This window comes from Streptomyces sp. NPDC043854 (assembly GCF_056436005.1).
Map to the genome: position 1 here is coordinate 97,940 of NZ_JBWKDK010000003.1, position 13,105 is coordinate 111,044.

General features: G+C 71.6%; 15 protein-coding genes and 1 pseudogene. 13 read left to right on the forward strand and 3 right to left on the reverse strand.

Annotated elements, in window-relative coordinates:
- Positions 1–233: 233 nt before the first annotated feature.
- From AC068A_RS03955 to AC068A_RS04005, 11 genes and pseudogenes are all read left to right on the forward strand, one after another.
- Positions 234–578 carry a TadE/TadG family type IV pilus assembly protein gene (locus AC068A_RS03955; protein WP_478580314.1) on the forward strand — a complete coding sequence of 115 codons (345 nt, stop codon included), beginning with the start codon at positions 234–236 and terminating at the stop codon, positions 576–578.
- Positions 579–580: 2 nt separating this feature from the next.
- The gene (locus AC068A_RS03960; RefSeq protein WP_478580317.1) at positions 581–1,927 is read left to right on the forward strand and encodes a CpaF family protein; all 1,347 of its coding nucleotides are present in this window, start codon (positions 581–583) and stop codon (positions 1,925–1,927) included.
- Entirely contained in the window at positions 1,924–2,862 is a 939-nt protein-coding gene (locus tag AC068A_RS03965; RefSeq protein WP_478580319.1) for a type II secretion system F family protein, read from the forward strand. Before AC068A_RS03960 ends, AC068A_RS03965 begins: the two co-directional genes overlap by 4 nt.
- Before the next feature lie 42 nt (positions 2,863–2,904).
- A complete protein-coding gene (locus tag AC068A_RS03970; RefSeq protein WP_478580855.1) occupies positions 2,905–3,795 on the forward strand; it encodes a DUF5936 domain-containing protein in 891 nt (296 codons plus the stop codon).
- Positions 3,796–3,801: 6 nt separating this feature from the next.
- Positions 3,802–5,184, forward strand: a complete 1,383-nt coding sequence (locus AC068A_RS03975; RefSeq protein WP_478580321.1) for a sensor histidine kinase — start codon at positions 3,802–3,804, stop codon at positions 5,182–5,184.
- On the forward strand, positions 5,184–5,870 hold the full coding sequence (locus AC068A_RS03980) for a response regulator (protein WP_478580324.1): 687 nt from the start codon (positions 5,184–5,186) through the stop codon (positions 5,868–5,870). The genes AC068A_RS03975 and AC068A_RS03980 overlap by 1 nt, the downstream gene beginning before the upstream one ends.
- A 110-nt stretch (positions 5,871–5,980) precedes the next feature.
- Positions 5,981–6,178, forward strand: coding sequence for a hypothetical protein (locus AC068A_RS03985; protein WP_478580326.1), 198 nt, complete (start codon positions 5,981–5,983; stop codon positions 6,176–6,178).
- Positions 6,178–6,330: pseudogene (locus AC068A_RS03990) on the forward strand (pilus assembly protein TadG-related protein); the annotation flags it as partial. The gene AC068A_RS03985 and the pseudogene AC068A_RS03990, both read left to right, overlap by 1 nt.
- A gap of 27 nt (positions 6,331–6,357) precedes the next feature.
- The gene (locus AC068A_RS03995; RefSeq protein ID WP_478580881.1) at positions 6,358–6,828 is read left to right on the forward strand and encodes a pilus assembly protein TadG-related protein; all 471 of its coding nucleotides are present in this window, start codon (positions 6,358–6,360) and stop codon (positions 6,826–6,828) included.
- A gap of 251 nt (positions 6,829–7,079) precedes the next feature.
- On the forward strand, positions 7,080–7,439 hold the full coding sequence (locus tag AC068A_RS04000; protein ID WP_478580329.1) for a hypothetical protein: 360 nt from the start codon (positions 7,080–7,082) through the stop codon (positions 7,437–7,439).
- A gap of 4 nt (positions 7,440–7,443) precedes the next feature.
- Positions 7,444–8,082, forward strand: a complete 639-nt coding sequence (locus AC068A_RS04005) for an OmpA family protein (protein WP_478580331.1) — start codon at positions 7,444–7,446, stop codon at positions 8,080–8,082.
- On the opposite strand, the gene AC068A_RS04010 is transcribed toward AC068A_RS04005, so the two are convergent.
- A complete protein-coding gene (locus AC068A_RS04010) occupies positions 8,079–8,666 on the reverse strand; it encodes a TetR/AcrR family transcriptional regulator (protein WP_478580334.1) in 588 nt (195 codons plus the stop codon). The genes AC068A_RS04005 and AC068A_RS04010 overlap by 4 nt on opposite strands.
- A 158-nt stretch (positions 8,667–8,824) precedes the next feature.
- Here AC068A_RS04010 and AC068A_RS04015 point away from each other — a divergent pair, with 158 nt between their 5' ends.
- Together AC068A_RS04015 and AC068A_RS04020 are read left to right on the forward strand one after the other, a co-directional pair.
- Positions 8,825–9,253 (forward strand): nuclear transport factor 2 family protein, encoded by a 429-nt coding sequence (locus AC068A_RS04015; RefSeq protein ID WP_478580336.1) that lies wholly within the window; start codon positions 8,825–8,827, stop codon positions 9,251–9,253.
- 142 nt (positions 9,254–9,395) lie between these two features.
- Positions 9,396–10,379 (forward strand): trypsin-like serine peptidase, encoded by a 984-nt coding sequence (locus tag AC068A_RS04020; protein ID WP_478580338.1) that lies wholly within the window; start codon positions 9,396–9,398, stop codon positions 10,377–10,379.
- 433 nt (positions 10,380–10,812) lie between these two features.
- Here the strand turns inward: AC068A_RS04020 and AC068A_RS04025 are convergent, their stop codons facing one another.
- Both AC068A_RS04025 and AC068A_RS04030 read right to left on the reverse strand, forming a co-directional pair.
- On the reverse strand, positions 10,813–11,772 hold the full coding sequence (locus AC068A_RS04025; RefSeq protein ID WP_478580341.1) for an NAD(P)H-binding protein: 960 nt from the start codon (positions 11,770–11,772) through the stop codon (positions 10,813–10,815).
- 314 nt (positions 11,773–12,086) lie between these two features.
- Positions 12,087–12,617 (reverse strand): pyridoxamine 5'-phosphate oxidase family protein, encoded by a 531-nt coding sequence (locus AC068A_RS04030; protein WP_478580343.1) that lies wholly within the window; start codon positions 12,615–12,617, stop codon positions 12,087–12,089.
- Between the last annotated feature and the right edge of the window lie 488 nt (positions 12,618–13,105).

Consider the following 13,105-nt stretch of genomic DNA (forward strand, 5'->3'; position numbering starts at 1 on the left):
CCCCGGGCCGTGTGCCCGAGGGGGCGGGCCGCGGTGCGTGCCCAGGACCCGCGCCGGCCGGGTCGCGCCCGGCCGCGGCGGGGGAGTGGGGCAGTCGAGGGCCCGGACAGCGGATTCGCTCCCTCCACCCCCGACCGGGCTCGGCTTCCGGCCTGGGCCCCGGGCGCGCGGACGCGCGTGCCCGCAGTGCCGCGGCCCGACCCTCCGCGCTGCTGCGCGGCGACCGCGGGCAGGTGGCGCTGGAGTACATCGGGTTCATCCCGATCCTGCTGTTCGTCGCGCTCTGCGGGATCCAGCTCGGCTGGGTCGCGTACGTCCACCAGCAGGCCGAAACGGCGGCGCGGACCGCGGCTCGCGTGGAGGCCCGCAAGCCCGGGGCCGGCGAGGCGGCCGGTCTGGCGGCCGTCCGCTCCGGCCTCGACGCGAAGATCAACGTCCCGCCGTCGAGGGGCGACACCGTCACGGCCACCGTGACCATCACGGTGAAGTCGATCGTGCCGGGCCTCTCCCTCGACCCGGCCACGGCAACCGCCGTCATGCCCAACGACGACCCCGACCGCGACCCGAAGGGACCCTGACCATGAGCCTGCGTTCCCGGGTCGCCACGCCGGACGACCGGCACGGCCCCCGCGAGGACGGCCTCCTCGTCTCCTCCTACCGCGCCAAGCTGCTGGAGGAGATCGACCTCGCCGAGATGTCCGCGCTCAGCCCCGCCGAGCGGCGGACCCGGCTGGAGCGCGTGCTCGGGCACATCATCAGCCGCGAGGGCCCGGTCCTCTCCACCGCCGAGCGCGCCCAGCTCATCCGCCGCGTCGTGGACGAGGCCCTCGGCCTCGGCGTGCTCGAGCCCCTCCTCGAGGACCCGTCGATCTCCGAGATCATGGTCAACGGCCCGGACCAGATTTTCGTGGAGCGCGCCGGCCGCGTCGAGCAGCTCCCCCTCCGCTTCGCCTCGCACGAGCAGCTCATGCAGACCATCGAGCGCATCGTCTCCACCGTCAACCGCCGCGTGGACGAGGCCAATCCGATGGTCGACGCCCGCCTGCCCAGCGGCGAACGCGTCAACGTCATCATCCCGCCGCTCTCCCTGACCGGCGCCACCCTCACCATCCGCCGCTTCCCGCGCGCCTTCACCCTCCACGAGATGATCGCGCTCGGCTCGCTCGACGAGCAGATGCTCCTGCTGCTGTCGGGCCTGGTCCAGTCGAAGATGAACGTGATCGTCTCCGGCGCCACCGGCACCGGCAAGACCACCCTCCTCAACGCCCTCTCCGGCCTCATCCCGGAGGGGGAGCGGATCATCACCATCGAGGACTCGGCGGAGCTCCAGCTCCAGCAGGCCCACGTCATCCGCCTCGAATCCCGCCCCGCCAACGTCGAGGGCAAGGGCCAGATCACCATCCGCGACCTCGTACGCAACTCCCTGCGCATGCGCCCCGACCGCATCATCGTCGGCGAGGTCCGCGGCGGCGAGACCCTCGACATGCTCCAGGCCATGTCCACCGGCCACGACGGCTCCCTCGCCACCGTCCACGCCAACAGCGCCGAGGACGCCCTCATGCGCCTCCAGACCCTCGCCTCGATGTCCGAGGTGGAGGTGCCCTTCGAAGCCCTCCAGGACCAGATCAACAGCGCGGTGAACGTGGTCGTCCAGCTGACCCGGTTCGGCGACGGCTCCCGCCGCGTCACCGAGATCGCCATCCTGGACTCCCACGGCCGCGAACCCTTCCGCATCACCACTGTCTGCCGCTTCGCGGCCCAGCCGATGGGCGCCGACGGCCGCGTCCACGGCTGGTTCGAGTACCACCCGCTGCCGCGCCGCATCGCCGAGCGCCTCTACATGAACAACCAGCCGATCCCGCAGGCGTTCGGGGTCGCCACGTCGGACGACCAGCTCGCCACCCGCATCACCCGGACCGCCCTGTGAACCCACTCATCCTCCTCACTCTCGGTGCCACGCTGCTGGCCTGCGTCCTCGTCATCGCGGGCGTACACGTGTACACGGCCGGGCGCGCCCAGCGCACCGCCCTCATCGAGCGCCTCGCCGCCGACGGCGCCCCCGAACCGCCCGGCCGCAGACGCCGCTTCGCCGCCGTCGACCGCCGGCTGCGCACGACCGCGCTCGGCAAGCGGATCGAGGTGAAGCTGGCCGTGACCGGCCTCGACCTCACCCCGGGCGAGTTCTTCGTCTACGTGCTCATGTCGGTCGCCGGGACATGGCTGGTCGCGGCCAGCTTCCTCGCCCCGTTCTTCGGCCCGGTCGCCGGCCTGATCGGCCTGTGGGCGGCGGACGCCTTCCTCAACTGGCAGCGGGCGCGCCGCACCGAGCGGTTCATCAACCAGCTCCCCGAGCTCGCCCGCATCCTCGCCAACGCCACCCAGGCCGGCCTGGCCCTGCGTACGGCCATCGCCATAGCGGCGGAGGAGCTGGAGGCCCCGGCGGGCGAGGAGCTCTCCCGGGTCGCCGACCGCCTCGCCGTCGGCCACTCCATCGAGGAGTCCCTCGGCGAGATCGCCGAACGGCTCCCCTCCCGCGAACTGGTCGTCCTCGTCTCCACCCTCGTCCTGTCCGCGCGGGCGGGCGGCGCGCTCGTCGGCTCCCTGCGCAACCTGACAGTGACCCTGGAGCAGCGCAAGGAGACGCGGCGCGAGATCCGCACCCAGCTGTCCCAGGTGACGGTGACCGCGTACCTGGTGCCGGCGATCGGGCTCGGCTCGCTGCTGCTGGTGAACCTGATGATGCCGGGCGCCCTGGACCGGATGACCGGCGCGTTCCTCGGCCAGAGCGCGGTGCTCGTCGCGATCGGGCTGTTCACGCTCGGGTTCGTGCTCATCCGCCGCCTGTCGAAGATCGACGTGTGAGGGGGCGGACGACACGTGACCGCGATCGCGATCGGGCCGGCCCTGGCCCTGGCCCTTGCCTTGGCCCTCGGCCTGTCCGTCCTCGGCATCTTCCACGGCATCCGCCTCTACCGCGCCGAGACCAAACTCCCGTCCGACCTGGCCCTCGCCCTGGAGGTCGGCGCCACCCGCACCACGGCCGTCGGCTCCGCCGTCGACCGGCTCGGCATCCGCTGGGCCCCGCTGGTGCTGCGGCTGATGGGCCCGGAGCGGGTGGCGCGCAAACGCCGCCAGATCGACATGGCCGGCAACCCGGCCGGCCTCACCATCGACCGCTACGCCGCCCGGCGCGCCGTGTACGGCTTCCTCGGCGCGCTCGGCGCCTTCGCGATGCTGATCAACGGGCAGCTCGTACCGGCCCTGCTGATGGTCGCGTTCGGGCTGTTCTGGATCGAGGTCGGACTGTGGTCCGCGATCCGGATCCGCCGCGACCACATCGAGCGGACCCTGCCCGACTTCCTGGACGTCCTCGCGGTCGTCGTCAGCGCCGGGCTCGGCTTCCGGCAGGCGCTGGAGCGGGTCGCGGGCAAGTACGAGGGCCCCTGGTCGGACGAGATCCGCATCACCCTCCAGCAGATGGACATGGGCGTCAGCCGCCGCCAGGCCTTCGACGAGCTGCGGCGGCGCAACGACTCCGAGCAGGTCGCCCAGTTCGTCACCGCGCTCCAGCAGGGCGAGGAACTCGGCTCCCCGATCGTCGACACGCTGATCGCCATCGCCGAGGACATGCGCCGCACGGACGCGCAGAACGCCCGCCGGCGCGCCGCCCGCGCCGTCCCCAAGGCCACCTTCGCGGTGACCATGTTCATGCTGCCGGGGACGCTGATCCTGCTGGTGTGCGGGTTCGTGTACGGGGCGGACGTCGACTTCGGCGCCCTGCTCGGGGGCGGGTGAGCGGCGATGGCACTGCTGCCGGACACCGCGGCTCTGCTGCCGTGGCCCCGGGGGAGGCGGGGACGCGCCGAGAGGGCGGCAGCCCCGGCGGGGACTCGGCATGAGGACGGCGGCTCCCCGGCGCTCCAGGCGAACGCCCTCCAGGCCCTGTGCCGCCGCGTCTTCGCCTTCCGCATGCTCGCCATCGGCCTGGGCGCGCCCGTGGCCCTGGGGGGTACGGCCCCCGGCGCACCGACGTACCTCGTCGCGGGCGCGATCCTGCTCACCTTCATGCTCTCGTACGCCCTCTTCCGCGACTGGGAGCGCCTCGGGCCCCTGCTGCTGCGCCACCGCTGGCTGCTCGCCTGCGACATGGCGTTCAGCGGCCTGCTGCTGGTCACCGCCACCCCCGAATCCCCGCTCGGCTTCGTCTCGCTGTGCACCCCGCTGCTGGCCGGGCTCGTCTACGGCTGGCGCGGCTCCGCCGTCTACGCCGCTCTCCAGGCCGTCGCCGTGGCCGCCCTCGCCGGCGGGCTCACCCTGCCCGTGCTGTGCCTCGTGGCCGGGGCGGCGGGCTCCTCGCTGCGCGACCTGCTGTTCCGCTTCGGCGCGGCGAGCCGGGCCCTGACCGACACGCGGGCCCGCCTGGCGGTGGCCGAGGCCGTACGCGCCGAACGGGAACGGCTGGCCCGCGACATGCACGACTCCGTGGCGAAGACCCTGCACGGCCTCGCCCTGGCCGCCGACGCCCTCGCCCGCACCGACGACCCCGACGCCGTACGCCGCCAGGCCGGCCTGCTGTCCGATGCCGCCCGGCGCGCGGCCGCGGAATCCCGCGCCCTGCTCGCCGACCTCCGGCAGGAGGCCGAGGCCGCCGACACCCCGGGCGTCCACCTCCCGCCCGAACTCCACCGCCTGGCGGCGGGCGCGCGGCCGGGGCGGGACGGAGCGGAGCCGCCGACCAAGGCCGAGGTGGCCAAGGCTGAGGTGGCCAAGGCTGAGGTGGCCAAGGCCGAGGTGGCCAAGGCCGAGGTGACCACATCCGGAACGCTGCCGCCGGTCCCGGCCCCCGTCTCCCGCCACCTCCTGGCCGTGGTGGCGGAAGCCCTGGACAACGCCCGCCGCCACGCCGACGCCACCCGCATCACGCTCTCCGCCGCGGCCGACACCGCGCACCTCACCCTCACCGTCGAGGACGACGGCCGCGGCCTCCCCGCCGACGGGCCCGACCTCGCCGCCCTGCGCCGCGCCGGCCACTACGGCCTGCTCGGCATGGCGGAACACGCCGCCGCCGTCGGGGCCCGCCTGCACCTCGGCCCCGGCGGCACGCCCGCCGGCCCCGGCCGGCCCGGCACCCGGATCCGCGTGGACCTCCCGCTCGCGGCCCTCACCCCCGAAGGGAGCCCGTGATGGCACCGCTGCGCATCCTCATCGCCGACGACAACCCCGTGGTCCGGGCCGGCCTGGCCGCCCTCCTCGGCACCACGGACGACCTCGAGGTCGTCGCCCAGGCCGCCGACGGCCGCGAGGCGTTGAGCCTGACCCGCCGCCACGCCCCGGACGTGATCCTGCTGGACGTGCGCATGCCCGGCGTCGACGGCATCTCGGCCCTCCCGCACCTGGTCCGCCTCGCGCCCGTACTGATGCTGACGTACAGCCAGGAATCGGAGATTGTCCGAGAAGCGCTCCTGCTGGGCGCGGGCGGCTACCTGGTCCACGGCGAGTTCACGGCGGACGACCTGGTCCGGGCGGTCCGCGACGTCCGCGAGGGCCGCGCCCATTTCACGACGACGGCGGCCAGCGCCCTCCTCGCCGACCTCCGCACCTCTTCGCAGCCGCAACGAACTGTGGCACAGTCTTCGGAGCGGCTGCACAACTCGGTTCTCTTCGGCTTGAGTTCGAGGGAGGTGGAGATCATGGATCTGATCGCGTCCGGGATGAGCAATCAGCAGATCGCGGCCACCTGCTTCATCAGCGAGAAGACGGTGAAGAACCACATCAACCGCATCTTCGCCAAGCTGCAGAGCGCCAGCCGCAGCGAGGCGATAGCCCGCTGGCTGGGAACCGCCCGCCCGGGGGTGACGGGACATGGGTAGACGGAGTGCGCAGTGGGTCCGTAATTGGGCCCCGGGACCCTTGGTGACGACCCGTAACGCGCCGTACCGTCCGCAAACCAACAGCGCCACCGGACCGGGAGGGACCCCTCATGAAGCAGAGCACGCTGGCGCGGCTGCGGAAGCGGTACGAGCAGACCGGCCGCGACCGCGGCCAGACGGCGTTCGAATACCTCGGGATCATCCTGGTGGTCGTAGTGATCATCGGCGCCATCGTCGGCACGGGCATCGGCCAGGACATCACCAACAAGATCAAGTCGCAGGTTGCGGGTATCACGGCTGGCAAGTGATGGCCGGAGGTCGGGGCGATCGTGGGCAGGCCTTCCCGATTTACGTCGTCCTGGTCGCGGGACTCCTGTTTGCTGCTCTGGCGTTCTTCGTGGTTGGTATGGCCGGAACAACGCGCAGCAACGCCCAAGGCGCGGCTGACGCGGCGGCGTTGGCTGCAGCTCGTGAGGTGCGAGACAACGTGTTCATAGGCCTCGATCTGCCCTCGCTCAGCCCCGCCGCTTGGGAAGAACTGGTTAAGGGGAACCTTCTGAACGCGAAGGGATCCTGCGGAAAGGCGACACAATTTGCAGCGTTGAACGATGCCTCCGTTGCGCGGTGCGAAGCAGCCATCCCCCACTTCACAGTCGCGGTGAGTACCAAGGGGGCGGTCGGCAAGTCGGTCGTTCCCGGGAGCGAGACTCTGCACGGCAAAGCCACGGCGAAGGCCCTGATCGAGCCAAGGTGTTCCCTGAAGTCGGCGTCGCCGACACCAGCTCCCACGCCGACATCCACCGCCAACCCGGCGCCGACGGCGAGTCCTTCGCCGTCGGCCGGGTTGGGCCGTGTCGCGTTCGTGTGCAGGGGAGAAACGCTCACGCTCGATCCAGAGAAGCCAGGCGCGCTGGATCGCTTGGCTAGGTCCCTCTTCAGCGTACGGCTGGTCGACTGACCATAACGATAGATAAGGAAGCGGCACAGATGAGGATTCGGCACACGGCGAAGGTCCGTGGTGGAGCGGCCGCGGTTGTTGCGGTGGCACTGACCCTTACGTCGGCCGGATGCGGTGGAGACGACGGAAAGGGGAAGGTAGATCCCAAGCCGTCGGCTTCACAGCCTCAAGCTGGCAGCACCCAAGGAGGCGCCGCCTCTGCGGCCCCCGCTCCGACGCAGGTTATCGCCACCGCGAACGGTGAAGGCGGCATGGTCCTGTCGATCAATTCCGCAACGCGTGAATCGGGCGGCTTCCTCACTGTGAGCGGCCAGCTGAAGAACGCTGGAAGCGCCGCGTTCGTGAACACCACGGCGTGGCGCGGCAACGAACTCACGGCCAGCGGCACCTCGGTTGCTGGCGTCTCTCTCACGGACAAGGTGGGGAAGAAGCGGTACTACGTTCTCCGGGACACGGATGGCAGGTGTCTGTGCACGACAGGAGTGTCCACGATCGAGGCTGGGCAAACAGTCCCCTTCTTCGCCCAGTTCCCTGCCCCCCCAGCCACCACTTCCGAGGTTGAGTTCAGCCTCCCCACCTTCGCCACGGCCACCATCAAAATCTCCGGGTGACCCCATGACAAAACGCCACCGCACCGCCGCGTCAGTAGCCGTCATCGGCCTCGTCATGGCCGCGGTCCAAGCCGTCGGGGTCGGCGTGGCGAGCGCCGACGACGTCAAGCCGTCCGTACCCCCCGGCACGGAGCCCTCCGCCGCCGCCCCCGTCCCCATCGACTCCAAGGCCCCCGGCCTGAAGATCCCCCAAGGCGGGACCCTGGCCCCCATCAAGGTGCTCGACATCGCCGAGGTCGTCGAGGACCTCGGCGGCGAGCAGCGCCGCCAGGAGACCAACCAGACCGTCATGATGGCGCTCCAGTCCGAGGTCCTCTTCCCGGAAAACAGCGCCGTCTTCAACGCCCAGGCCGCCGCCCGGATACAGGCCATCGCGCAGGAGATCAACACCCAGAAGGCCACCCGCATCCGCGTCTTCGGCTTCACCGACGACCAGGGCAGCTACGAGCACGGCAAGGAGCTGTCCAAGCAGCGTGCCGACGCCGTGCAGGCGGAGCTGGCCAAGACCGTCACCGTTCCCGGCGTGGTGTACGACGTCCGCGGCTACAGCGAGGACTACCCGATCGCCGACAACAGCACCGAGGAAGGCCGCAAGAAGAACCGCCGGGTCGAGATCACCTTCCCCCGGAGCGCCGGGAACTAGCCGCCCGCCGCCCCAGCCCCGGCCCCGGCCCCGGCCGCCCGGACCAGGGCGGCCGCCGCCGCGCCCGCGCGGCGGGCCGGTTCCGGGCCGGGGGTGAGGGCGGCCACCGCCGTGGCGCCCTCGACCAGGATCAGGAGCTGGTCGGCCAGTTCCTCCCGCCCCGGCCCGGCAACCTCGCCCAGCAGTTCCCGCAGCTCCGCCTTGTGCCGGCGTACGACGTCCAGGACCCCGGCCGGCCCGGCCGCGCCGAGCTCCCCGTACGTGTTCATGAACGCGCACCCGCGGAATCCCGGCTCCGAGAACCACGCCGCCAGCCAGTCGAAGACGGCCCCCACCGGGTCGGCCGGGGCCGAGGCCCGGGCAGCCGCCACTGCCGCCCGCAGGCTGTCCATCCACCGCCGGTCGCGCCGCGCCAGGTAGCCCGCGACCAGCGCATCCTTGGCCGGGAAGACCTTGTAGAGCCGCTTGAGCGGTACGCCCGACTCCGTGCGGATGCGGTCCATGCCGACGGCCTGGATGCCCTCGGCGTAGAACAGCGCCTCCGCCGCGTCGAGCAGCCGGGTGCGGGCCTCTTCGTCGTCCATGGCGGCAGCGTAACCCAGAACCCCTTGCGCAGAGAACGGCCGTTCTCTATGGTCGCTGCATGAGTGGAGAACGCTCGTTCTCCCCCTTGGTCCCTTGGTCCCTTGGTCCCTTGGCCCCTTGGTCCCTTGGTCTCGTTCCGTCGAAAGGTGTGTCCGCCATGACCTCGACCTCACCCGCCGTACGCCCGCCCCTGCCGCCCTTCACCGAGGAGTCCGCCCGCGCCAAGGTGCAGGCCGCCGAGGACGCCTGGAACACCCGCGACCCCGAGCGGGTGGCCCTCGCGTACACCGAGGACTCCGTCTGGCGCAATCGCGACCGCTTCCTCACCGGCCGCGCCGAGATCCGCGCGTTCCTCGCCGAGAAGTGGGAGCGCGAGCTCGACTACCGCCTCCGCAAGGAGCTGTGGGCGTACACCGGCAACCGCATCTCCGTCCGGTTCGAGTACGAGTGGCACGACGCCTCCGGCCAGTGGTGGCGCAGTCACGGCAACGAGCAGTGGGAGTTCGAGGACAACGGGCTGATGCGCCGCCGCGAGGCCAGCATCAACGACGTCCCGATCGAGGAGGCCGACCGCCGGCTGCGCTGATCCGGACGTGTGGCGTTCGTACGGTGTTCGGCGCCGCCCGGCGTTCCCCATCCGCTCGCGGCGCCGGACGGGAGGAGGCTCGGCTCCGTCGCGCGCCACACCGCGCCCAATGCGACGCGCACCGAGCTCCGAGGAGGCCGCCATGTCCGACCCGATCCCGTCCTCCGATTGGGAAGACCGCATCACTGCCCGGTCGGTGCAGGACCCGGGGCATTCCTTCCCCCCGCGCCCCGAGACCGTCCACGTGACCCAGATGCACCTGTCCGCGCTGGACCGGGAGATTTCCCACGACATCGACGGCTACCTGCCCGAGGGGGTGGCGGTCAGCGCGGTCCCGCGGCCCGTGCCGCCCGAGCAGGTACGCCCGCCCATGTGGCGGCGGCCTCCCGGCCGGGAGGGGGACGACCGGGGTGAGGCCACCGGCGTGTTCCAGCCGGACGACCGCTTCGAGTTCTCCGACACCTCGTTCCCGTGGCGCACCTGCGGCCGCGTCCAGACCCCCTCCGGCTGGGCGTCGGGGGTGATGGTCGGCCCCCGGCACGTGCTGACCGCGAGCCACTCGGTGCCGTGGCTCGCGAGCGGCGGTGCGGACTGGATGACCTTCACGCCCGCCCAGTTCGACACGAGCACGCCCTTCGGCACCGCCCACTCGACCCGCGTCTACTCCTGGCTCCGCGCCAACGGTGCCGACGGGATCAACTCCACCGAGGCTGCCTTCGACTACGTCGTCTGCGTGCTCAGCCAGCGCCTGGGCGACACCGTCGGGTGGATGGGCTCGCGGTCGTACTCCACCGACTGGGACGCCAAACCGCTCTGGGGGCACGTCGGCTACCCCTTCGACATCGGCTCCGGGGTCCGGCCCGTCTACCACCCGCGCGGGGTGATGGACCGGACGGTGGGGGAGACCACAGCCGGCCGCAACTCGTTCCGGATCGTCCACCGCAACGACGCGGTGGGCGGCCAGTCCGGCGGCCCGTTCTTCGGCTGGTGGGACGGCGACCCCTGGCCGCGGGTCGTGGCCGGCCAGAGCGCCGAGAACTGGGGCGGGGCCGGCGGCCCCAACGCCGCAGGCGGCGGCTCCGCCCTCCCCGCCCTGATCGACTACGCCCGCTCCGTCGAGCCGTGACCCGCCTGCGCCGTGGCCGCCGCGGGGCCAGCCCCCGGGTGGATCTACTGGCGGCTGGAGCCCGTCGAGCGGGTTTTGGCAGCCAATGCGCGGTGACTGGCCAGCTACGGGCACCCCCGCAACAGCAGCGGTCCGGAGCGGATCGCGGCGGTGGAGGACGCCTTCCGGGAACCGCGGCCGCTGATCGAAGGAGTCCAGCCGGTGGGCGACTTCATCGCCGTGTGGCCGGCCGTGTTCCACGTACCGTGGTCTGGACGCGCCTGACCGTGCCACTGGCACGTCGCACATGCCTCTCGACACCAACCGTCCGGCTTCCCGGAGCTCCGGCAGCCGGCCGCTGTCGCACCGCGCATTGTGCGCCGGAGCCCTCGACTCATGTCGGCACACATCTGATGCACTGCACTGATGCCGCCACAGCCGCCGGGTGCCGTTCTCAGCGGAAGAGGTGGGCGTGTTCCCTTGCCCAGGCGTCGAACGAGCGGGGTTGGCGGCCGGTGATCTCGTGGACGCTCAGGCGCTGGGCAAGGGTCCACTGCGTGAGTTCGGCGAGTCGGGCGCCGTACTCCTGGAGTGCGTACAGGGTCACGTCGATGCCGTCGTCGGGCCAGCCGCGGCGGCGCCAGGTCTCGCGGCTCTCGTCGGGCGTCAGATCGACGGCGGTGATGTCGCGGCCGATGGCCTTCGCGATGCCCGCCACCCGCGCGCGGGTGCTCAGGGGCAATCCGACCGCTTCGAGGATCTTGCCGACGTGATCGTCGGTGCGCAGCGCTGCCGCCGCTACGGCCGCCAGGTCGTCCTCGTGGATGAAGGGGTAGTGGCCGCCGTTCAGGAACGCCTCCCGCGCGACGCCTTCGTTCCTGATCGTGTCGGTCCAGTCCGAGCCCGTCGCCGGGTAGGTGCCCTCGATGACCGCGCCCATCACCGCCGACGGGCGGATGTGCGTCCACTCCATGCCCGAACGCTCCACGGCCCGCTCGATGGCCAGCCAGAACCACGTCTCCGGCGGGTACGCCTCCTCGTACTCCGGCCCGTGCGACGACAGCACCACGGTCCGCCGCACCCCGGCACCCCGGGCGGTGTCCAGCACCTCCTGGACGGTCGCCGGAACCGCGCCGGCGAGGAAGACCGCGTCCACGCCGTCGAACGCCTCGGCGTATTCCGACGGGCGCCGGCTGACGGAGCCCTCGACGACCTCGGTGCCCACGGGCCAGTCGTGGAGCTGGTCGGGTTCCGCGAGGACGCGCACACGGTCGCCGACGGCCGCCAACTGCCGGGCCAGGCGGCGTCCGATGATTCCCGTGGGGCTGCTGCCTGCGCCCTTCCGGGGACTGACTGCGGTCAGCAAGTGCAATCGGCCGTGGGGTGTGTTCGTCACCGGTGTGATTCCGGACATGGCAAGATCCTCCAACGCGACAGCGGAGATCTTGCGCCGCCCCTGGCAAGTCAGGGTCGGGTGCGGATCAGAGGCGCCAACGGTACCAGCAGCAACGGGAGTTCGGGAGTCGGAAGGGCAGCGGCCCGGAACGGCCGTGGGGAGGGAGGAATTGCCGCGTGTCGCCTTCCCGACTGCTGTGGTGCGATCCTCGGCCCGTTCCCCGGTTCAACCGACAGGCGCCGGTGACACGGGTGCGGGCGGTCGAGGACGACGCCCTCCGAGCGTGATCCGAAAGCCTGAGGCTGTGGTCGGTCTTGGCGCCCTGGGTCGGATCAGGCCCGGGGTGTGGCGGTGAGCTTCGCGATATCGGGGGCGTAGACGGTCATCCAGTGCGGATGCAGCCGGTAGTAGACCACGTCGTTGTCCCAGTCGAAGGCGTCAGCGCCGTAGAAGTCCTGGAAGTACGCGAGCAGGTCCGGCCAGTCGGCGGCCGGCTCGCCGTCCTGGGGGTTGAGGATCTCCGCCTTGCCGTGCGTGAACACGCCCAGGTCCTCACCGCGCAGGTGCGCGGCGCTGACGGCGGGCCGCGCGGCGAGATGGCGGGCCTTGGCGGCGGTGCGCGCCGTGCCGAAGTGCCACTTTCCGCGCAGGAAGTGCCCGTCCACGGCACTGATCCGCGGCTCGCCCTTCGCCGTCACGGTGGACAGGGCGAGGGTGCACATGCCGGTGAGCACCTGGGTGAGCTGCTGCGCTGTCAGAGTCCGCTCGGTGTTGATGATCGAGCGGAGGTGCGAGGTGGAGCGGGAGAGGGAGGCATCGAGGAGGGCCTGAAGCTCTTTGAGGTCTTCCGACGTTTCGCGCATCCGGCCACTGTAACCACGGCCGCCCCTACACCAAGCGACCCGAGGGTGTGACGCTCAGCAAACTCTCCGTCGTCCTGTCATGCGGCAGAGAGTCGGTGGCCGGCCTCGCGAGACGGCTTGGAGAACTTCAGGTCCCGCCCAACCTCCAGCAGGCTCGGCGGTGACCCTGGGCGGTCTGGGTGCCGTCCGATTTCCGGTGCACATTCCGTATCCCGCTGGCGGCCGGGTGTCGTCGGGCGCAGGGCGCCCGGCGAAATAGTGCGCCGCCTTCCGCAGGATCTCGCGTTCCTCCTCCGGCTCGTGGACCTTCTTGCGCAGAGCGGCGTTCTCCACCTTCAGCGGCGTGGGCGGCTCGGCCGGCACATCCGATCGGCGGCCTCGGGGTCGACTTCCTCCGGCCGCCGCACCCGGTCAAGTCCTGCGGCTGTTGCACCCCTGGGTGTGTCGTTGGAGGCCGAACGATTCGGGCGAGGGTGAGCGCCGACAGT